This window comes from Hyalangium minutum (assembly GCF_000737315.1).
Classification (GTDB): Bacteria; Myxococcota; Myxococcia; order Myxococcales; family Myxococcaceae; genus Hyalangium; species Hyalangium minutum.
Window position 1 is genome coordinate 183,017 of the sequence record NZ_JMCB01000015.1, and the last position, 20,560, is coordinate 203,576.

Genomic DNA, 20,560 nt, shown 5'->3' on the forward strand with positions numbered 1-20,560 from the left:
CCCCGGAGGACGTGGCATGGCCCGGCAACCGCTGGCGTCGAAGTTCCTGGAGGGTGCGCTTGACTGGGTGAAGCGACTGCCCACGGCGTTGGCCTCGGATGTGGCGGTGGATGTGGGGCGCAAGCGGGTGCGGCTCTCGCACGCTCGGGTGGAGGCGCTCGCACGGCAGGTACTGGCCAAGGTGAAGCCGCTGGAGCTGCACGCGTGGGAGGATGGCCCGGAGGTGTATGGCCTCCGGTTCTCGGTGAGTGGCTGGCGCCTGTTCGCCGAGGTCACCCTGGAGCGGCTGGAGCTGGTCTCCGGGACTTATAAGGTGTGGCTGCGCACCCCGGGCAAGGTGGAGCTGGAGGAGTCCAAGGCCGGGTCCCTCCTCGTGGGCGTGCTGCGGCGGGGAGCAGGGCAGGGCGCGGTGCGGGCCCTGGCGGAGAAGCTGCTCCCGCCCAACATCCGCTGGGACGGCAAGGTGCTGGTGGTGCAGGGAAATCTCCCGAAGGAAGGCGTCATCTCCGCCAAGCTCTTCGAGAGCTCCTCCCTGGCCATGTCCGCCGAGCACACCCCGGATGGGCTCTGGCTGGCGGCCGAGGAGTGGCCCAACCTCATGGATCTCTTGCAGGCCGTCATGGGCACGGACCTGCCTCGCAAGCCGCTGGGGACCTGAGCCGCGTCCGCTCAGGCGTCCTCGTCGCCGAGCTGCGCCCTCAGGCGGGACAGGCGCATGGGGCCGATGAGCCCCTGCTGGGCCAGGAGCTGGAGCAGCTCCACCGTGGCGCGCAGCCGGGCCTCCTGGAGCTCCTCCGTCTCGCCAGCGATGTCGGACTCCAGCAGCGTGTCCAGGTGCTCAGTGTTGATGGGGGTGGGGCCCTCGGACCAGGCGATGTCGAAGAGCCGCTTGGCGATGTGAGCCCGCGCCGTCCGCTCCAGGTCCGTGGCCCCCTTCTGCGAGAACTTCAGCATCAGCGCGTCCACGCCCTCCCGTGTCAGCGCCGCGAGCGCCGGAATCTCCCCGAGCGCCTCCTCCACGAAGGACGCATCGAAGGAGTCCACCTCCTCGTCGTAGCCAAACGCCTCCTCTAGGAGGATGGAGGCGATGAAGGCGTCCGTCTCCTCCTCGGTGGCGCCCTCCGAGGTGAGGGCTTCCCGGGCTTTGGCGGTGGCTGCGGCCAGCTTCGCGTCCTGGCCCACCGCGAGCGCCGCCGAGTGCGCCGCCAGCAACACGAGCGAGGCCTGGGCATCCGACGCGAGCTTGCGGCCGCTGATCCCGAGCACCTCGGAGCGCTGCTGGGGGTGCTTGACCGCGGTGGCGGTGAAGAGCTGCTCCTCGGCATCGAGCGGCTCACCGGCCTTCTCCTTGCGGAGCGTCTCCCGGGCGGCATCGAGGCTGAGAAAGCGGGCAATCAGTGGGTGCATGCCGCGCCTGTTACCACATGCTAGACAGCAAGCGATGAGCACGGAGCAGGAAGGCCCCGAGGCAGTGCGGCGCGCGACAGAAGCGTGCCTGCGGCTGTTGGCCCTGCGCGCCCGGAGCCGCCACGAGCTCCAGCAGGCCATGGGCCGCAAGGGCTTCTCCGAGCAGGTGCAGGAAGAGGTCCTCCAGAAGCTCCAGGGCTTCGGCTACCTGGATGATGCGCGCTTCGCCCGGGAGCGCGCCGCCTCGCTGCTGCAGAAGGGGAGGCTCGGCCCCCAGGCGGTGCTCCAGCGGCTGGAGGCCCACGGATTGTCGAGCGAGGCGGCCCGAGAGGCCGTGGCCTCGGCCACCGGGAGCGTGGAGTTCGACGCGCTGGCCGCCGCGCGGAAGGTGCTCGAAGGGCGAGGGTTGCTCGGGCGCTCGCTCGCCCCCAAGGAGCGGGCTCGGGCCGGACGCCTCCTCCACAGCCGGGGCTTCTCCGAGGACGTCATCCACCGGCTGCTCGGTGAACCATCGCTGGATCCGTCCGGGCTGGACGATTAGCTTGCGCGGGTGCCCATGCGTCTCACTTTCACCTGCCTGACCGCCTTCCTGTTGCTCTCCACCGGCTGTGCCGCCCTCAGTGAAGGGCAGGCCGGGGATCCGGACTATGCCGCCCAGGCCGAGGAGAACCTCCGCCTCGGGGACGAGGCCCTGGAGAACCGCGACTTCCTCCGCGCCGAGAAGTACTTCGGCTACGTGAAGACGAAGTTCCCGTACCTGGAGGCCTCCAAGGAGGCCGAGCTGAAGCTGGGGGACGCGGACTTCGAGCAGGAGCACTGGCCCGAGGCCCGCGAGAAGTACGACTCCTTCGTCAAGCTCCACCCCACGCACCCCAAGGTGGACTACGCCGCCTACCGCTCGGCGCTCACGCACATCAAGGACATGCCCTCGGACTTCTTCCTCCTGCCGCCCTCGGAGGAGAAGGACCAGACGGAAGTCCAATCCGCGCTCAACGCGATGAACTCCTTCCTGCGCCAGTATCCGGACTCGCAGTACGCCAAGGAGGCCAAGGAGCAGGCCGCCGAGGCCAAGGGCCGTCTGGCCAAGCACGAGCTGTACGTGGCCGCCTTCTACCGCAAGCGCGAGCGCTGGCCCGCCGTGGCCCAGCGCCTGGAGGGGCTGCTGGCCCGCTACCCGGGTACCCAGTACGACGAGGAGGCCTTCTTCTCCCTCCATGAGGCGTACGTGAAGCTCAAGCAGCCGGAGAAGGCCAACGAGACGCTGCGCAAGCTCATCCAGCAGCTGCCGGGCACGCGCGCTGCCGAGCGGGCCCAGCGTATGCTCGGGTCGTGAAGTCGTCCGAGGATTGGAGCCGGCTGGGGGGCATCCTCATTGCCCTCATGGCCTTCGTCATGGTGGCGCTGGCGGGTCCCCGGTTGCTGGGGATGGCCGCGGGCCCCGAGGCCGAGATCATCGCCGTGCTCAAGGGCCTGGAGAAGCGGGGCGTCTCGCTCTCCCTCCCGGGCGTCCCCGCTCCGCTCACCTCGAAGGACTTGCACTACGAGCGGATCACCGTGCGTGTGGAGCCCGGGGGCCAGCGGGCCGAGGTGCTGGCCACCCTGGACTTCACCGGCGCCCTGGGCGAGACGAATGTCAGCTCGTTAGGAGTAGAGCAGGTGTTCTTCGTGCTCCGGGACGGGGATTGGGTGCCCGAGACGCTGGCGGCACCTCGGCTGGCGGCGGTGGTGAGGGCGCTGGAGGCCCGCCGGAGGGCCTTGGATCAAGGGGATGCGGCGGCGCTGGCCCAGCTCTGGGGGCCAGGGGAAGAAGACGGCGGGGGTGGGTCGGTGGGAGTAGGAGAGCCCGAGCTGGACACGGTGCTGGCCCTCAAGCAGCGGCGCTACAGGGCTGAAGCATGGTTCCTCCGCCTGGAGCGGGAGGACGCCGTGGCCACCGAGCACTGGCGCCTCCAGGGGGATCTCCCCTCCCGGCCCGTGGACCAGCAGGGGGAGCGCCACTTGAATCTCCTGCGCCGTGGAGAGGAATTCTTGTTTTCGGCGGCAGTCAGGTAGGCTAACGGTCTGATCGCCAGCTTTGGCGAGGTTGGGACATGGACGAGGCCCTCAAGCAGATCCTCACCCTCGGGCGGGGGTATTTCGACAAGAAGCAGTACGCGCAGGCCGAGCAGTATCTGGCCCAGGTGGTCGAGCGTCACCAGACGTTCGCCGACGTGTACAACATGCTCGGCGTCATCTACCACGACCAGGGGCAGTTCGCCCGGGCACAGCGGGCGTTCGAATCCGCGCTCCGCATCAACCCGGCCTATACCGAGGCGGCCCTGAACCTGGCCGTCATCTACAACGACATGGGCAAGTATGCCGAGGCGAAGGAGGTCTACCAGAACGCCCTCGCCCGGCAGAAGAACGGCCCCGGGGACATGGACCCCTTCGTCAAGGGGAAGATCGCCAACATGTACGCCGACATCGGCAACGTGTTCGCCTCCAACTCCGCCTGGGAGCAGGCCATTGGCGAGTACCAGCGCGCCCTGGGCCTGTGCCCTCAGTTCGTGGACATTCGCGTCAAGCTGGGGGATGCCCTGCGGGATGCGGGCCGCCACGCCGAGGCCATCAAGGAGTTTGAGCAGGCCATCGAGCAGAACCCGGGCTTCATGCCGGGTCGCATCCATTATGGAATCGCGCTTTACTCCGCGGGCCAGCGGGCGGAGGCGGTGAAGGTGTGGGAGGACGTGCTGGCGCGCGATCCGGACAACAAGAGCGCGCGGATGTACCTCAATCTGGTGAAGGAACCGGCGGGGAAGGCCGAGCAGGCGGGCTGATATTCATGGAAACCCTCTTCATCGAGGTCCCGGTACCGTGAGCACACCGAGCGGGTCGAAGGCGTACGCCCTGAAGTTCATCTCTGGGAAGTACCAGGGTGGCGAGTTCCCCCTGAAGCAGGACAAGCAGATCGTCATCGGCCGGTCCAGCGAACTGGACATGGTGCTGGTGGAGGACATGGTCTCGCGCAAGCACGCGAAGATCATGATCGCCAGCGGCGCCATCACCATCGAAGACCTGGGCTCCACCAACGGCACCTTCGTCAACGGTGAGAAGGTGAAGCAGGCCCGGCTCAAGGAGGGCGATCGCATCCTGATCGGCACCTCCATCCTCAAGCTCATCCAGCAGGGCGCCGACTCGGTCAACGTGGACGAGAACGTCGTCAAGCAGAAGCTCGAGGAGGCCGCGGCGGCCCAGGCGGCCCGCTCCACGAAGACGTCGTCCATGACGGGGAAGATCGAGGAGATCCCCCTGCCGGACCTGCTGCAGCTCTTCCACACGTCGAAGAAGAACGGCGTGCTCGTCATCACCAACGAGCGCGAGGGGAAGATCTACCTGCGCCAGGGTCGCGTGTACTACGCGGTCATCGACGAGAACCACAACCTGGGGCCGCAGAAGAGCTTCAACCGCATCATCACCTGGGAAGTGGGCGACTTCGAGCTGCGCCCGGCGGACAACCAGGAGTTCATGGTGGAGCTGGACTCGTCCACCGAGGCGCTGCTGATGGACGCGCTTCGCCAGCTGGACGAGTTCAAGCGCATCCAGGGGCAGCTGCCGGACATCAACATGGCCATGCGCCTGTCCCAGCCGCTGACGGCTCCGCTCAAGGAACTGACGCCCGAGCTGCTGGATGTGCTGCAGCTGGTGCACAACTACGGCAGCCTCGCGGGCGTGCTGGACCATGCGGACCAGGACGACGTGCTCACCGCCGAGGCGGTGGTGCAGCTGCTCAAGCGCGAATACATCACCGCGGGGTAAGGCCATGGCGGACGAACTGCAGAAGCCCAAGCGGCTCACCGAATTGAGTCACTGTGCGGGCTGAGCGGCAAAGCTCCGGCCCGCGGATCTGGCGCAGGTCTTGCGTCACTTGAAGAGAGCGAAGGGTCCTCAGGCGTTGGTGGGGTTCGCCACCAACGATGACGCGGCCGTGTACCGTGTGGCGCCCGGCCTGGCCGTGGTGGAGACGGTGGACTTCTTCCCGCCCGTGGTGGACGACCCGTTCCAGTTCGGGGCCATCGCCGCGGCGAACGCGCTCTCGGACATCTATGCGATGGGGGCGCGGCCTATCTTCGCGCTCAACCTGGTGGGCTTCCCCAAGGAGCTGCCGCTCTCCATCCTCTCGAAGATCCTGGCGGGTGGGCAGTCGAAGGCGGACGAGGCGGGCATCCCCATCCTCGGCGGCCACAGCGTGCAGGACCCCGAGCCCAAGTACGGCATGGCCGTCACCGGCGTGGTGCACCCGAAGAAGGTGCTCACCAATGCGGGGGCGAAGCCGGGGGACGTGCTCATTCTCACCAAGCCGCTGGGCTCGGGGATCGCCACCACGGCTATCAAGCGGGGCGTGGCCTCCAAGGCGCTGATGAAGCGCGTGGTGGGCGTCATGTCTCAGCTCAACCGCGCCGCCGGAGAGACGTTCGCCTCGGGCAAGTTCAAGGTGAACGCGCTCACGGATGTGACGGGCTTCGGCCTGCTGGGGCACCTGCTGGAGATGATGACGGGCGCCAAGACTCGGGCCCTGCTGTCGCTGGAGCGCATCCCCATCATCCAGGACGTGCCGGCGCTGGCCTCCCAGGGCGTGGTGCCGGGCGGGACGAAGGCCAACCTCGCCCATGTGAGCAAGCGCGTGCGCTTCCCCGAGGGACTGCCCGAGGAGATTCAGTGGGTGCTCGCGGACGCGCAGACCAATGGAGGGCTGCTGGCCTCCGTGCCGGCCCGCGACGCGCGCAAGGCGTTCCTCGCCCTGGACAAGGCGGGGGTGGATGCCGCCCTCATTGGCGAGGTGGCTCGCGGCCGCCCGGGGATTGATGTCGTGGGCTGAAGGCCTGGGTGGGATTCACCCCAGGGCTCCGGCTTCGATAGCATTCCGAGCGCCATGACGCTCCGCACCATCGTCCCGCTCCTGTTGCTGCTCCTGGCCCCGTCTGCTCGCGCTGAGCGCGGCCTTCGCATCGTCATTGATCCGGGCCACGGTGGCTCCCAAGAGGGGGCCAAGGGGCCGGGCACCCTGCAAGAGAAGGACGTGGTGCTCCAGCTGGCGAAGCGGCTGCGGGAGCGGCTGGAGAAGGAGGTGGGGGCGCAGGTGTTCCTCACCCGCGAGAAGGACGGGACGCTGCCCCTGCCGGACCGCGTGCACTTCGCCAACGGCAAGCGGCCGGATGTGTTCCTCTCCATCCACGCCAACTCCATGCCCACCAAGAAGCTGCGCGAGCGCATCGAGGGCATCGAGACGTACTTCCTGTCGGCGACAGCCTCGGGAGCGGGGGCGCGCTCGGTGGCGGACCGCGAGAACGCGGATGGGCCCTCGGGGCAGGCGGCCCAGAATGACTCGGCGCTGAACTTCATCCTGCATGACCTGGTGCGGATGGAGGCCCACGTGGGCTCGTCGCGGCTGGCCTACTCCATCCACGAGAAGCTCATCGCCGCCACGGGGGCCGAGGACCGGGGCGTGCTGCAGGCGCCCTTCTTCGTGCTCACGGGCGTGGAGGCCCCGGCGGTGCTCATCGAGGTGGGTTACATCTCGCACCCCCAGGAGGGCGTGCAGCTGGGGCGCGCCGAGTACCAGGACAAGCTGGTGGGAGCCATCACCGAGGGGGTGAAGGGCTTCCTGCGCGAGCTGAACAAGCGGGACCACAAGGGAGGGGAGCCTTCCGGCGAGCCGGCGGAAGGTGCGCCAGTGGCCAGTCCCGCATCTCCTTGAGCCGGAAGGGGCGGGCTCTGGTAGAGAGCGGACCTCTCTCTAGCCCGAGGAGCTGCCCGTGCGGTCCTTTCAACGCGGAGCGCTGGATCTTCGCCCCGTCACCCTGACGCCTGGTGTGAACCGTCACGCCGAGGGCTCCACCCAGGTGGAGTTCGGCCACACCCGCGTCATCGTCACCTGCTCGATAGAGGAGCGCGTGCCGCCGCACCTGATGGGGAAGGGGACCGGCTGGGTGACGGCCGAGTACGGCATGCTCCCGCGCTCCACGCATACCCGCACCCAGCGCGAGGCCGCCAAGGGCAAGCAGACCGGCCGGACCATGGAGATTCAGCGCCTCATCGGCCGCTCCATGCGCGCGGCGATCGATCTCGCGGCGCTGGGGCCTCGCACCCTGACGCTGGACTGCGATGTCATCCAGGCGGACGGTGGCACGCGCACCGCGTCTATTACGGGCGCGTACGTGGCGCTGGTGATGGCGCTGCGCAACCTGCAGAGCCGGGGCGTCATGTCGAAGATTCCGAGCCTCACGCCGCTGGCCGCGGTCTCCGTGGGCGTGGTGAACGGCGAGGTGCGGGTGGACCTCGACTATGAGGAGGACTCGAGCGCGGACGTGGACCTGAACCTGGTGGCCACAGGGGACGGGCGCATCGTCGAGGTGCAGGGCACGGCTGAGCACAAGCTCTTCGACCGGAAGCTGCTGGACGGGATGCTCGATGGTGGTCTCGCGGCCATCCAGCAGCTCACGGCGGCGCAGGCGAAGGTGCTGGGATGAAGCCCCGGCTGCTGTTTGCCACCACCAACCCCGGCAAGCTGAAGGAGCTGCGCCTGCTGGTGGGGGACGCGGTGGAGCTGGTGTCCTTGAAGGACCTGCCACCCATCCCCGAGCCGGTGGAGGACGGGACGACCTTCGAGGCCAATGCGGAGAAGAAGGCCCGGGAGTACGCGGCGGCCTCGGGGCTGCCCACCCTGGCGGACGACTCGGGGCTCTGCGTGGACACCCTGGGCGGGCGGCCAGGCGTCCACTCGGCGCGCTATGCCCCCGGAGATGACCGGGCGAGGTACCTGAAGCTCCTCGGGGAGCTCGAGGGGATGCCGGAGGAGCGCCGGACGGCTGCGTTCCAGTGCGCCCTGTGCCTGGCGATTCCTGGCAAGGGGGCGAAGGTGGAGGTGGGGCGCTGCGAGGGACGCATCCTCACGGCTCCTCGGGGCACCCACGGCTTCGGGTACGACCCGGTGTTCTTCGTGCCGTCGCTGGGGAAGACGGTGGCGGAGCTGGCGCCGGAGGAGAAGGCGGCGGTGTCGCATCGCGGACAGGCCTTCCGGAAGATGTTACCGGCGCTGCTGGCGCTCCAAGCAGGCGGGTAGCAAACACGTCAGTCAGGTTCACCTTGCACGTCCGTGCGCAATGTCACAAGAATGGCCGTCTTCATCGGGGCGTAGCGCAGCCTGGTAGCGCACCTGCCTTGGGCGCAGGGGGTCGGAGGTTCAAATCCTCTCGCCCCGACTTTGAAGAAGTAGGGACGGTAGAAGCTCCAGTAGCTCAGCTGGATAGAGCATCGGCCTTCTAAGCCGGGGGTCGCAGGTTCGAGTCCTGCCTGGGGCGCCAACCTTCCTGGAGCAAAATTGGGCCTTGTCAGGCTCCCGGCTTCCGCGATAGGGAAGCCGCCCGTTTCACCTTGTGGTACGTAGCAGCAGCACGGCGGCCATAGCTCAACTGGTTAGAGCGCTGGACTGTGACTCCAGAGGTTACCGGTTCGACCCCGGTTGGCCGCCCACCTTTTCTCCCCAAGCGCCTATAGCTCAACTGGATAGAGCATTGGCCTTCGAAGCCAAGGGTTGGGGGTTCAAGTCCCTCTGGGCGCGCTCCTGATGGACCAAGAGGCTGGAATCCCTGGGAACCTTCCCTCGGACTCCAGCCTCTTCGCTTTGGGGGCCGCTCTGTACTTCTCACTCAGTGAGAAGCGGACGCTCGCCAGTCCTCGCGGCGCTGCGCCTGAGCCGCTTTCCGCGGCAGAACGATGAGCTGCGTGGGCTCCCGGGCGACCACCCGCAGAGCGTGAGCGGCCTCCATCAGCACGGAGCTTCGCGTCGTCACCCACATCCCCGCGCGCTCGAACTCCACCCGCCCCGAGAGTACGAACAAGGAGCAGCCTTCCTCCACGGAGAGTGACTCCTGGAGGGCCAGCTCGCGGTGCTGGCCCTGCCGCAGCCATGCCAACCGTCCCTTGCGGCCGAGCGGGCTGAAGCGGGTGTTGTCCCGCACCAGATCATCGAAGCGGCGGCCGGCGAAGGTCTGCCAGACCCCCTGCCGCAGGTGGGCATGGGCCGCGAGCAGCGGCAGCAGCACCGAGCGCGGGATGCGCACGAGCGTCGAGGCCGTGGCGGTGCGGATGGCTGCGGAGCGGCGCTCGCCCGCGAGCATGGCCATCTCTCCGAACACCGCACCCGTGCCCAGCTCGTCCACCACCTTCTCCTCGCCTCCGTCCTCCGCGAGCACATAGGCGGCGCCGCGCACCAGCAGGTACAGCTCATCGCTGGCGTCTCCCTTGCGGAAGACGTGCTGGCCCGCGGGCAGCGTGAGGAACTCCGCGCGGCGGACCAGCGCCTCCAGGGTGGGCGTGTCGAAGTGGGCGAAGAGCGGTGACTGACGCACCTGCTTCATCCCGTGGGAGCGCAGCAGGCGGGCGGCCCCCGGCAGCTTCCGCGCCAGCGCCTTCACCGTCTCCACGGGTTGGCGCAGCTTGCGCCCGCACACCGTCCGAACGAGGTGCGCCATGTTGCTCACGGTCAACGGCACCAGCGTCATCAGCCCGTGCCCCTCGCCGTAGCTGGGATTGGCTTCCGTGAAGAAGCGGGCCGCCGGCTTGTCACAGTGCTGCCAGTACTCCCGCTCCACCTCCGTCTCGCGCGTCTTCCAGCCCACCTGCCGCACGAGGGGCCGCTCTGGCGTCACCTGCTTGAGCCCGAATCCGCTGGCCAGCTCCCCGATGAAGGACTGCAGCTCGGGGGGAACCGCCCCCTCGCGCTGGGGCCACACCTGGCCAAAGTACCGGGCCAGCAGCGTGTAGCTGGAGGGGTGCACCAGCGCCCCGAGGTAGTAGGCCCGGCGTCCGGGATTCCGCAGCAGGTAGCTCAGCGCCAGCGGCATGCCGAAGCGCATGGTGACGTTGCCACCCCGGTAGGCGCGCAGGGAGCCCGCCTCGGCCCGGAACACCGCCGTGGGCACTCCGCCCAGCGTCCGCTCGAAGATGTGCAGGCCGCAGTAGCCCACGATGTCGCCGGCCTCGTTCCGGTGGATCTGGATCCACGTGTGCTCGGCCTTGGACTCAACGACGTACTGAGTGAATGCCTCGAACTCCACGCCATCGAAGATCTGCTCGTGGACCGCATAGAGCGCGCGGGCAAGCTGCTGGCGCTCCTCGGCGGACAGGGACTTGGGGACGACAACATCGGTGCTGGAGATACGGGACATGGTGGCGTGCTTGGGAAGGGGAGAAGTAAGGGCCTTCCGATGAACGCCACACTGCCGGACGCACCGCCCTGGCACTGTGAGGCAGCCGACAGCAGGGATGTGAGCGCCTTCACCCGAAAGTCGTTCGGGGCGCTCCTGATGGCCAAAAGGGCAGGTCACCCCAGGGCCGCTCCACCCTGGCCTATACTCCGGACGCGGTTCCTTGATGAAGGTTCAGGGGGGGCTCTGGGATGGGAGACAACGCTTCGGACACATCGGCGGCCACGCCCTCCGAGACGCCGTGGGCGCTCGCGCAGCGCCTCGCCGAGCAGGGACTGCCGCTGCTTGCCGTGCGAGAGCGGTTGCTGCAGGCAGGCCTTCCGTCCGATGACGTGGCGACGCTGCTTCGTGCGCTCAGCCTGAAGTCCGTGGCGGCCCCGAGTGAGCGCGAACCGGCTCAAGAGCCCAACACCATGGGCGTCCTGGTCGGGGTGGCCAAGGCGGGGCTGAGCGCACATGTCTTGATCACCCAGGGGAGCTGGGACGCAGGGAAGGTCATGCTCTCCGACATGCTGCAGGTGACCACCGGCTTCATGGGCGGAGGGCCCGGCGACGCATCCGTGGCACCCGCGCAGCCCAAGACCGCTTCCTCGGAGCAGGTTCCCGTGGAAGTGGCTCCCTTCGAGGTGGCGGACGGCTCGCCGCGGTGCCGGGTACATCCTCGGCTGCCCGCGGTAGACCTCTGCCCGCGCTGCGGCGCCTCCACGTGTTACACCTGCGCTCGGAAGAAGGGCTTCGGTGGCAGCGAGTTCTGCACCACTTGCGAGCAGCATCCCTCGGTGCGAGCAGCCCGGGTGAAGAAGGCCTCGCGCTGGCTTGCTGCGGCCATTCTCCTGGAGACAGGAGTGCTGCTGGGGCTCGGGTTTGTTGCACCGCTGCTCGGCACTCTCGAGGAGGCTGGGTTCTCCATTCCTTCCGAGGTGGTGTTGAGCCTTCCCTTCGGCTTACTGGGCCTCGTGCAGGGGTTCGTGCGTCACCCGTGGCCCGGCGTGGTAGGGGCCGTCGGCTCGGGAGGGGTGATGCTCGCGATCCTCTTTGGTGCTCGGGATGAGGTGCCTCCCGAGCTCCTCGTGGCGCTGGTGGCGCCACTGGCCGTCATGCTCTTCGTTCTCGAACGGCTGGCCGCGCGTCGCAAGGCGCAGCGCGTCCCGCGAGGCGCGAAGGCGGGATGACGCACCTCAAAGTCATCCCGCGCGAGTGAGGCAGGGACCGCGCGGCTCACATCGTCGAGGTGGGCGCGATGGGCTCGGGGATGCCGCGCATCCGGTAGCCGAAGCGGGTGCGGATGATGGCGCCGAAGGCGACCAGCGTGGCCAGCGTCAGCACCACCGGGCCAATCCCCGGGATGGCGCCCACCGTCAGCAGCGCGAGCAGCCCCATCGCCAGCACCGCCGCCTGCGTCTTCCGGCCGCGCAGCACCGGCACCTTCACGCCGATCTCGCTGGCCAGCACAGCCAAGCCCATGGCCGCCACCACCGGTAGCACCAGCCACATCACCAGCGCCACCGGGATGCCGATGATGGTGATGGCCAGCACCGCCGTGAGCGGGACAAGCGCGATGAGCCCCAGCAGCCCTGTCACGCCGCTCTTGAGGGGCTGGCTCTTGATCTCCGCCGACAGCTCCTTCATGCGCGCCGGGAAGAGCAGCTGCCCCAGGAAGCCCAGTCCGAACAGCGCGGCGAACCGGAGGATGAACCCGATGAACCCTCCACCCGAGTGCCGCTCGGAGCGCTCGGATGTGTTGCTGGCCGTGGTCACCTCTTCGGCAGACTCCTCCTCGGGAGCCTGCTGCTTGAGGCTGTCCTTGACCTCGCTGGCCACCAGGGCGCCGATGCCTCCGCCGCCGAAGGACTCGGTGCTGCCCTCCACGGCCGAGCCGTCCTCGCGGATGACCGAGCCGCCAATCGCCGACACATCCCCCCCCACCGAGGCCCCGTCGTGCAGGATGACGTTGCCGCCGAAGGCGTTGGCATCCCCCTCCACCCGGCCGTAGACGTCCAGGTTGCCGCCGAACGCGTTGGCGTCTTCCTCCACCATCCCCTTCACCACCAGGTTGCCGCCGTAGACGACGGCGTTGTCCACCGTGTCGTGCTCCTTCACCTCGAGCGTCTGGCCACGGGCCACCACGTCGTGCTCCCCCGTGCCCCGGCGCTGCGCCCGACGCACCTCCTGGCGGATCCGCTGCTGGATCTCCTTCGTCGAGTCGAGGTCATCCGCCGAGAGCACCGGCATGGCCGGCATGGAGGGCATCGCCGGCATGGAGGGCATCGCCGACATGGAGGGCAGGGCGGCCGCGGGAGGCGTCACGCTCGCGGTCTTCTCCGCGGCCGTCATGGGGCGCAGCGTGAAGATGGAGCCATCCTGCTCCAGGCGCAGCGAGTAGGTGCGCGCTACGGTGCGCAGGGCCTGCTCGGCGGTGATGCCCTGCAGGTGCACCTCCACGGCGGTGTCTAGCTCGCCCGTGGCCACCAGGTTGAGGCCCCCTTCCTCGGAGATGCGCTTGAGCGCGTCCTTGAGCGTGCCGCGGAAGCTCACGTCGATGGTCTTCACGGCGGGCGAGGCGGCGGGGGCCTCGGCGGAAGAAGGAGCAGAGGTCTCCTGGGCGAGGGCGACCGGAGCGCCGAGCAGGAGGGTGGGCAACAGGAGTCGAGGAGCGATCTTCATGGGGCACCTGGGCGAGGTTGCCTGGCCCGCGACGCCCCGGTGAGCCGGGGACTGCGGACCAGGCGAGGAGAGCGACAGCGTTCGCATCCAGGTCTACGGGGCAGGCTTCCCCCCATTGCACCCTGATCATCGTTCCCAAGGGAGAGCGCGGACGCCCGCCTGCCGCTCTGGCCTCAGCGAGGGGAGGTGGGCTTTTCACCCAGGCTGTACGGCCGGGGGACTCCGCTGGAGGGGATCCGCGCTAATCTGTAGGCATGCTCCACCACCTGCGCTTCTTCGCTGAACGCAACCCGGCGGCTCACCGGGTGCACCAAGAGAGCTTCTGCGGCGTATGCCAGGGGCAGGGGCGCTTCTCCGGTGCCATGAGCTCCCTGGCCATCAACTACCTGCAGGCGTACTTCAACCTGATCGCCTGTGGCCTCGAGGGGGTCCCCGCGCAGAAGAAGGCTTGCCTCACCGAGCCGTGGTCGCGCGTGGGTGTCCGTCGGGCCTCGCCCCGGGCGGAGAGCTTCCTGGCGGCGGTAAACCTGTTGCTCCTCGGCTCGTGGCTTCGCCTCCAGAAGGAGCGGGGGGATCGCCGGGCCTCGGTCGGTCTGTTCATGCTGCGCTCGGGGTTGCGCAAGTCCGAGGAGGAGGTGCGTGGCGCCGGCCTGGAGCCCGAGCGCTTCCAGGGGCTGCCGCTGGCGGATCCGCTCTCCGACGGTCTGCCGGAGGTGTTCGCGGAGGTCATGGTCCGGCTCGCGGAGCTGTGCGGCCGGCCCGAGCAGGCGGAGCAGATGGCCGGGATGGGACGCGCGTTGGCTCGGGGCCTGGTGCTCTGGCACGTGTCGGTGCCTCCCAGCCCGGACAATCCCGACTGGTTTCCCGAGCTGCGTCAGCAACTGGCCCAGGATCCCGAGGGCCTGCGCCAGAGGCTGGAGAGCCAGCTGGCCGAGCTGCGCACGCACCTGGAGGCCCTGCCCCTGGGCGACTCGCAGGAGGCTGCGCTGGCGGTGGTGGACTCCATGAAGGAGGGAGAGCGGGTCCAGCAGCCGTTGAGAGGCGATCCGTTCGAGGCCTACAAGCGGCGCTGGGTGCAGTCTGGGGACCCCTGCGAGCTCCCCGGTGGCATCATTCGCCGCTGACATCCTGGGGGGCCGGGCCCAGCCGAGGCTTGAACGTCATCAGCAGCACCGGGCTCAGGAACGCATCCGCGAGGCCCGCGGCCCACAGGGTGAGCCCCGTGAGCAGCCCCAGGTTGGCGAGGCCCTCGAAGCGGGAGAACTGCAGCAGCAGGAAGCCTCCCGCCACCGCCGCCGACGTGACGATCATCGCCCGGCCGCACTCGTGGAGCGTCTCCAGCGCGGCCTTTCGGTGGGGCTCGGAGGCGCCCTCGGCTCGCAGCGCCAGGAAGCGCCGCTTGTAGCGGACGAGGTACTGCAGCGTGTCGTCATCGGCGATCACCAGGGCCATGCTCGCGATGAGCACCGTGGAGGGCTTGAGGTGGATCCCCAGCACGGCCATGGCTCCGAAGAGCACGCCCACCGGCAGCACGTTGGGCACCAGCCCGATCAGCGCCAGCTTCGCGCTGCGCAGCACCAGGAAGAACGCGAGGAAGCTCACCCCCAGCGCCGCCGCGAAGCTCTGCAGCAGCCCCCGCGTCAGCATGCCCGTCACGTGTGCCGTCATCGCCACGTTGCCCGTGACGCTCGCGCGGTAGCCTGGCGGCACCTCCTTCGTCACGAAGGCCTGGGCGGACTCCACCACCTCCTGCATCCGCGCCGCGCCGAGGTTGGGCAGCAGCGCCACCACGCCCGCGGCCCGCCGGTTCTCCGCCAGCACCGTGTCCAGCGGCTGGTAGCGCGCCAGCTTGCCCACGGCGGTCGCGTTGGCCTCCTCGGTCTCCACCAGCAGGCCGTCGCCCCAGAGCGCCGCGTTCACCGGCGCCAGCATGCGCGGCAGGCTCACCACGGGCGGATGCTCGGGGATGGCCGCCAGGAAGGCGTCCACCTTGCTCTGGAAGGCCATCGCTTCGGGCTCCAGCACCGAGTGTGACGCGCTGCCCTCCGGCTCCAGGAAGATGGCCAGCGGCACCAGTCCGCCCAGCGCCTCCTGCGCGTAGGTCAGCTCCGCCGCCAGCGGCGAGTCCGCGCGCAGGTCATCGAACACCCGGAACTCCCGCTGCAGCCGCGTGAGCGACAGCACGCTCAGCAAGGCCACGGCTCCGGCCACGGCCAGCACACGGCGCGGGTGTGTCACGGTCTGCCGCTCCACCCACCGCAGCATCGCGTCCAGAGGCCTCGTGCGCGCCTCGGAGGACTGCGGTCGGGCGCTCACCGTGGCCTTGTTCGGGCGCAGCAGCAGCATCCACGGCAGCATCAGCATGTTCGCCACCCATGCGAGCACCACCCCCAGCGCCGTAGCGAGCCCGAACTCGTAGACCGCCGTGAGGCCGATGAGCCCCATCGACACGAAGCCCGCGGCGATGACCAGCTCGGTGGCCAGGCACGGTCCCGCTGCCGAGGCCATCGTCTCGATGAGTGCCTGCCGGTACTCCGTCCCCGAGCGGCGGCGCTCCTCCAGATCCGACAGCACGTGCACGGTGTCCGTCAGCGACACCACCAGCACCACGATGGGCGAGAACGAGGTGAGGATGCCCAGCGGCACCTGCAGCCACCCCATGGCGCCCACCATCCACACCCACGAGGCCACCAGCGTGCCCGCCGAGGCCACCACCGCCCAGGCATCCCGGTACGCGAAGGCCACCAGCCCGAGGATGACCAGCAGCGCCAGGGGCAGCAGCCGGCCCATGTCCTCCTCGATCATCCGCGCCAGCGTGGCCCGCACCGCCGGAGCCCCTGTCAGCGTCAGGTGTAGCTCAGGGCTCGCATGCCGCTCGAGCACAGCCTGGGCCGCGGAGGTGAAGTCGCGCTCGGAGATGAGGCGCTCGGCGCCGCTGCCGGGAACGAGTGCCACCTGCACCACGGCCAGCTCGCGTGTGGGGTGCACGAGCATCCGCATGAGCGGATCCTGGCGCGCCTCCTCCAGCGCCTTCTTCAGGAGGTCGGGGCTGGCCCGGGACTCCACGGGAAAGAGCAGATCATCGGTCTTCCGTACGGAAGCCGGTCCCACCACGTGCCGGACGCGCGGCAGGGCGCGCAGGGCGTCCTCCAACTGGGCCAGGGTGGACAGGCCCTCCGGAGTGAAGACACGCGGGCCCTCGGCGATGACGAACGCCTGCGTGTCCTCGCCCGGGAAGGTGCTCCGGTAGCGATCGAAGTCCGCCTTGGCTGCGTCCCCGAACGGGTGCATCCGCTCGATGGAAGGATCCATCGGCACACGGGCCCCGCCCACGAGGGCCAGCGCCCACAGTCCCATGAGTCCCAGTACCAGGGGCCATCGGCGCGTCAGCAGGCGCTCGAAGACCGCCCGCCAGCTCACTGCCGCTGCCCTCTCCACCGGCTGAGGAAGTGCAGCATCTCCGCGCGGAAGCCGAACGGCTCCGTGGAGCCAGGAGGCAGGCCCAGCGCAGCAGGGGAGTCATCGGGCCGAGGCCAGGAGGCCGTGCCGAAGAGGACGTCGAACACCGTCAGCATGGAGCCATAGTTGCCTCGGCCCTGCGAGTGGTGGTGGAGCCGATGGTACGCAGGGCTCACCACAATCCAGTCCAGCCACCCCAGCGAGTACCCCATGTCCGAGTGGTGGTACGTGAGGAGCACCGCGTACAGCGCGAAGTACAGCTGCATGGACAGCGGCGAGAATCCCAACACCGTCAAGAGCGCGGTCAGCAGGGTCCCCGAGATGGCGACCTCCAGCCCGTGCGTGTGCGAGACCATCCACACGCTGAAGTGCTCCTCGCGGTGGTGCTGGAAGTGGAACACCCAGAGGGAGGCGAAGCGGTGCTTCACATAGTGGCTGATCCAGCTCACCAGCTCGGCCACCAGCGTGCAGGCCAGGAAGTCCACGGCGAACGGCAGCGTGTCAGGGACTATCAGCGTGGGCAGGTGGGCGCGGGACCACACACCCGCGGACTGCAGGAAGTACATCGGCACGAGGCTCGCCACGAAGAACGTCCAGTTTCGCCGGCGGCGGGGGCCCGGTCCAAAGGTGTCCGCGCGGAACCGCGGATTGCGGAGCTCCAGCAGCACCAGGCCCACCAAGGCCAGGGCCGTGGCGACATGAAACATTGCGGCATCCATCGGGATGCAGCCTCTCACGACCCAGGGCTCTTCTCCCAGCCCCCCTCCTACCTATGCCCGGCTGGCAGTGCTCGGGCGGAGGCCCGCCCTGGCAGGACCGCCAGGAAGGGGCTTGGAAGAACCGTGGCGACCCTTGGGCGGAACCTCGTCAGGGCAGCCGTCTTCGTCCTTGAAGCCGTTGCGGGTCTCCGGCTCGGTCGGGCACCTGTCCACTGCGTCCCGCACGCCGTCATTGTCGTTGTCCGGGTCGGGGCAGCCGTCCTCATCCTGGAAGCCGTCCTTGTCCTCGGGGAACTGCGGGCAGCGGTCCTGGTCGTCCGTGATCCCATCGCCGTCTAGGTCTACCCGCCGCGGGCGGGGCAGCTCGTCCGGGCAGCCATCCGTGTCTTCGAACTCGTTCAGCGTCTCCGGCTGGTTCGGGCAGTGATCGGTGGCATCCAGGATGCCGTCACCGTCGGTGTCGGCGTTCGGATCGACAGGACGGGCGCCGCTCTGGAAGCCCCAGTCTTTCAGGAAGCCGCCCCTGTCCTCGGGCTCCTGCGGATACTCTTCCGAGGACGGCCGGGACTTGCTGCGAGCAGAGGCCGCCTCCGCCTTCTCGGTCCACATGATTGCCGCCAGCAGGCGGAAGCCCGGCGTGCCATAGCCCCGGGTGAGGCCCATGCCGCTGCCCAGGTGCGCCGCCAGCGAGTCCGTGAAGCGGTACTTCAAGGCCGCCAGGAGCTCCAGCGGGCGTTCCTCGAGGTCCCACTCATTCAGGCCTCGGGCGCCCACCAGCGTGGCCTCGGCGGCCAGCCGGTGCGGGCCCACGAGGAAGGGCACCTCGGTACCGAGGCCGTAGGCGAACTCGTTGCTGACATTCAAGTTGTAGAACTGCGCCCGGGGCTGGACGTTGATGCCCAGGTGGACCAGCACGCGCGCGCCGTTGACATGGGTCCACTCTCCGAGCAGCCGCGGGAAGAACGCCACGCCGCGGCGGCCCATGAACCCCTTGCCGCCCGAGGTGGGCAGCAGCACCGGCACCGTCACTCCGAGCTGCAGCCCGTTGTCGAAGGAGCGAAGGTGCGCCTTCGGCACGAGGCGCAGGTCCCCCATGCCTTCGGCATGGATTCCGTCGCCGAGCACAGGCGCCACGGAGAATGCGGGCGCGGAGTTCTGGGTGGTGAAGGGCACCACCATGCCGAGCTCGAACTGGTCGTACAGCGACACGGCGCCCATTAGGTCGACGGTGGTCTGGTGCTTGACGATCTCGTAGATGAACTCGCCCGTCAGGGGCTGGCGGAAGTTGAACGGGTCCCTCGCGTAGCTGAAGGACAGTCCCAGGTTCCAGTCGAGGTGCCGGCCCACTTGTGGGCTCTGCACCCCGAGCACATCCTTCCCACCCGGGCCGGGCTTGAACTGCTGCACGTCGATGCCCTGCGACGCCTGATCCGCGTTCTGCGCGCGGGCGGGCGCCGAGACCAGCAGGGCGGCGAGCAGACCCAGCACGCTCCAGTGCTTCTCCGAGCCGCGGAGGGCCTGACGGCGGCGCAAGAGCGTCAGGGCGAGCAACAGCGCCAGGGGCAACAGCGTGCTGGTGCCCGTGGAGGCGCAGCCACGGCCTCCCGTGGCCAAATCGTCCGCGTAGTTGAGCGGGTTGCGCCCGGCGTTGACCTCGTCCCCGTCGCTCATGCCTCCGCCGTCCGTGTCCCATTTGCCCGGGTCTGTTCCGCGCCGCAGTTCCTCGTCATCGGTCAGACCGTCGCCGTCGGAGTCCCCTGGGCCCACCGTCACCGTTACCGTGACGGGCGTGGAGTCCTCGGTGCCATCGGAGACCGTGTACGTGAACGTCACGGTGCCCTCGAAGTCCGGAGCCGGGGTGAACACGACGTGGGTGCGGTCGGTGCTGATGGAGACGGTGCCGCTGGTGGGCTGGGTCACCTTGGAGACGGTGAGCGTCTCGCCGCTGTCCGGTTCACTGGAGTCATTGGTCAGCACACGCAGCAGGGACGCCCTGTTGCCAGGGACCGTGAACGTGTCATCCCTGCCCGTGGGCGGGTCGTTCACCGGAGTGACCTTCACGGTGACCACGGCCTCGGCGGTCTCGCCGTCCTTGTCCTTCACCCGGTACTTATAGGTGGTCGTCCCGTTGAAGTTGGGAGAGGGCGTGAAAATGACCGCGTGGTCCGCGTTCACCGCCGCCGCGCCGTTGGGGGACGGCGTGACGATGTCGATGGTCAGCGGCGTGTCCCGGAGCCCCTGGTCATTGATCAGCACCTCCATCCTGACCGCCGTGTCCTCTGGGGTTGTTGCGGTGTCGGGAGAGGCGCTGGGGGTGCCCGCGAGGTCCAGCCGACTCGCCTCCGGGGCGGCATCGGCCAGGTTGCTGGGAATGCCCGCGGAGCAGCCGAAGTCCGCGTTGAGCGAGTAGTTCCGAGCGTTGGTGCCGCCCCAGACGACGATGTTGGCGGCGGTGCTGATCTGCGCGACCTTCAGCGCCGTCTTCGGGAGGACCAGGGTCACCCAGTAGTCCGCATTGCCGTTGAAGTTGCTGCCGTCGGTGGTGATCTTGACGTTGTAGTAGTCCGAGGCGGGCGTGAAGTCCTGGAGCATGTCGGCCGCCTCTTCGCCCGCCGGATCACTGGGGTTGCCGGGCTCCTTGCGGCTGTTGCGCACCCAGCGGACCTTGGTGCCGCCCAGGTTGCCGTCGGCCGTGAGCATGTACTCGTAGGCCTGCGGATTGTTGTCCTGGTCCACCAGCACGTCCCAGCTCGAGGGCAGGAGGTCCACGCCGTTCTGCGCCCGCGGGTCGCCGTCGATGCGCAGCCGGAAGAACACGTGGTCCGTATCGGCGGCCCGGAAGAAGGCGGGGTAGGTGGTGTCTCCCACCAGGTCTCGCTCCGGGGTGCTCGGGACGGCATCGCCGGGGACATCGAACGCGTTGACGCCCCCGCAGCGATACGGGGAGAAGGCCGAGTCAGGGGGGATGGAGATCACCGCCTGCCGCGCGATTCCCAGGGCCGAGGCGCTCTCGATGGAGGGACCCTCCGAGCATGCGGCCACTATCGCTACCAGCAACCCCACCCC

The 20,560-nt window shown here is 68.8% G+C and carries 18 protein-coding genes and 4 tRNA genes; 16 read left to right on the forward strand and 6 right to left on the reverse strand.

The window, feature by feature from the left end; all coding sequences use genetic code 11:
- Window positions 1-16 precede the first annotated feature (16 nt).
- Window positions 17-658 (forward strand): hypothetical protein, encoded by a 642-nt coding sequence (locus tag DB31_RS33000; protein ID WP_044195205.1) that lies wholly within the window; start codon window positions 17-19, stop codon window positions 656-658.
- Between the two features lie 11 nt (window positions 659-669).
- Here DB31_RS33000 and DB31_RS33005 read toward each other — a convergent pair whose 3' ends face one another.
- Entirely contained in the window at window positions 670-1,407 is a 738-nt protein-coding gene (locus DB31_RS33005) for a hypothetical protein (protein ID WP_044195208.1), read from the reverse strand.
- A 34-nt stretch (window positions 1,408-1,441) separates the two neighbouring features.
- Here DB31_RS33005 and DB31_RS33010 point away from each other — a divergent pair, with 34 nt between their 5' ends.
- The 13 genes from DB31_RS33010 to DB31_RS33070 all read left to right on the forward strand — a co-directional run bounded on the left by DB31_RS33010 (window position 1,442) and on the right by DB31_RS33070 (window position 9,004).
- Window positions 1,442-1,948 (forward strand): regulatory protein RecX, encoded by a 507-nt coding sequence (locus DB31_RS33010; RefSeq protein WP_044195211.1) that lies wholly within the window; start codon window positions 1,442-1,444, stop codon window positions 1,946-1,948.
- Window positions 1,949-1,963: 15 nt separating this feature from the next.
- The gene (locus DB31_RS33015; protein ID WP_044195213.1) at window positions 1,964-2,740 is read left to right on the forward strand and encodes an outer membrane protein assembly factor BamD; all 777 of its coding nucleotides are present in this window, start codon (window positions 1,964-1,966) and stop codon (window positions 2,738-2,740) included.
- Window positions 2,737-3,459 (forward strand): hypothetical protein, encoded by a 723-nt coding sequence (locus DB31_RS33020; RefSeq protein ID WP_044195216.1) that lies wholly within the window; start codon window positions 2,737-2,739, stop codon window positions 3,457-3,459. The genes DB31_RS33015 and DB31_RS33020 overlap by 4 nt, the downstream gene beginning before the upstream one ends.
- A 38-nt stretch (window positions 3,460-3,497) precedes the next feature.
- Window positions 3,498-4,223: a tetratricopeptide repeat protein gene (locus DB31_RS33025; RefSeq protein ID WP_044195219.1), complete on the forward strand. Its 726-nt coding sequence runs from the start codon at window positions 3,498-3,500 to the stop codon at window positions 4,221-4,223.
- 37 nt (window positions 4,224-4,260) lie between these two features.
- On the forward strand, window positions 4,261-5,202 hold the full coding sequence (locus DB31_RS33030) for an FHA domain-containing protein (RefSeq protein WP_044195221.1): 942 nt from the start codon (window positions 4,261-4,263) through the stop codon (window positions 5,200-5,202).
- Window positions 5,203-5,206: 4 nt separating this feature from the next.
- Window positions 5,207-6,262: a selenide, water dikinase SelD gene (selD, locus tag DB31_RS33035; RefSeq protein ID WP_083968972.1), complete on the forward strand. Its 1,056-nt coding sequence runs from the start codon at window positions 5,207-5,209 to the stop codon at window positions 6,260-6,262.
- A gap of 54 nt (window positions 6,263-6,316) precedes the next feature.
- On the forward strand, window positions 6,317-7,141 hold the full coding sequence (locus tag DB31_RS33040) for an N-acetylmuramoyl-L-alanine amidase family protein (protein WP_044195224.1): 825 nt from the start codon (window positions 6,317-6,319) through the stop codon (window positions 7,139-7,141).
- A gap of 58 nt (window positions 7,142-7,199) precedes the next feature.
- Entirely contained in the window at window positions 7,200-7,913 is a 714-nt protein-coding gene (gene rph / locus DB31_RS33045) for a ribonuclease PH (RefSeq protein ID WP_044195226.1), read from the forward strand.
- Window positions 7,910-8,506, forward strand: a complete 597-nt coding sequence (rdgB, locus tag DB31_RS33050) for an RdgB/HAM1 family non-canonical purine NTP pyrophosphatase (protein ID WP_044195229.1) — start codon at window positions 7,910-7,912, stop codon at window positions 8,504-8,506. The genes rph and rdgB overlap by 4 nt, the downstream gene beginning before the upstream one ends.
- A gap of 65 nt (window positions 8,507-8,571) precedes the next feature.
- Window positions 8,572-8,645, forward strand: a tRNA-Pro gene (locus tag DB31_RS33055).
- A 25-nt stretch (window positions 8,646-8,670) separates the two neighbouring features.
- A tRNA-Arg gene (locus tag DB31_RS33060) sits at window positions 8,671-8,747 on the forward strand.
- Between the two features lie 93 nt (window positions 8,748-8,840).
- A tRNA-His gene (locus DB31_RS33065) sits at window positions 8,841-8,914 on the forward strand.
- A 16-nt stretch (window positions 8,915-8,930) separates the two neighbouring features.
- A tRNA-Arg gene (locus tag DB31_RS33070) sits at window positions 8,931-9,004 on the forward strand.
- Between the two features lie 88 nt (window positions 9,005-9,092).
- On the opposite strand, the gene DB31_RS33075 is transcribed toward DB31_RS33070, so the two are convergent.
- Window positions 9,093-10,613, reverse strand: coding sequence for a cyclic nucleotide-binding domain-containing protein (locus DB31_RS33075; RefSeq protein ID WP_044195230.1), 1,521 nt, complete (start codon window positions 10,611-10,613; stop codon window positions 9,093-9,095).
- 230 nt (window positions 10,614-10,843) lie between these two features.
- Between DB31_RS33075 and DB31_RS33080 the strand changes: the two genes are divergently transcribed.
- Window positions 10,844-11,824 (forward strand): hypothetical protein, encoded by a 981-nt coding sequence (locus DB31_RS33080; protein WP_044195233.1) that lies wholly within the window; start codon window positions 10,844-10,846, stop codon window positions 11,822-11,824.
- Between the two features lie 46 nt (window positions 11,825-11,870).
- On the opposite strand, the gene DB31_RS33085 is transcribed toward DB31_RS33080, so the two are convergent.
- Window positions 11,871-13,316: a DUF8173 domain-containing protein gene (locus tag DB31_RS33085; protein ID WP_044195235.1), complete on the reverse strand. Its 1,446-nt coding sequence runs from the start codon at window positions 13,314-13,316 to the stop codon at window positions 11,871-11,873.
- A gap of 254 nt (window positions 13,317-13,570) precedes the next feature.
- Here DB31_RS33085 and DB31_RS33090 point away from each other — a divergent pair, with 254 nt between their 5' ends.
- On the forward strand, window positions 13,571-14,440 hold the full coding sequence (locus DB31_RS33090) for a hypothetical protein (RefSeq protein WP_044195239.1): 870 nt from the start codon (window positions 13,571-13,573) through the stop codon (window positions 14,438-14,440).
- Here the strand turns inward: DB31_RS33090 and DB31_RS33095 are convergent.
- From DB31_RS33095 to DB31_RS45445, 3 genes are all read right to left on the reverse strand, one after another.
- Window positions 14,427-16,736: an efflux RND transporter permease subunit gene (locus DB31_RS33095; protein WP_044195243.1), complete on the reverse strand. Its 2,310-nt coding sequence runs from the start codon at window positions 16,734-16,736 to the stop codon at window positions 14,427-14,429. The genes DB31_RS33090 and DB31_RS33095 overlap by 14 nt on opposite strands.
- A complete protein-coding gene (locus DB31_RS33100) occupies window positions 16,733-17,482 on the reverse strand; it encodes a sterol desaturase family protein (protein WP_169787129.1) in 750 nt (249 codons plus the stop codon). Before DB31_RS33100 ends, DB31_RS33095 begins: the two co-directional genes overlap by 4 nt.
- Before the next feature lie 63 nt (window positions 17,483-17,545).
- Window positions 17,546-20,536, reverse strand: a complete 2,991-nt coding sequence (locus DB31_RS45445) for a cadherin-like domain-containing protein (protein ID WP_052420448.1) — start codon at window positions 20,534-20,536, stop codon at window positions 17,546-17,548.
- Window positions 20,537-20,560: the final 24 nt, after the last annotated feature.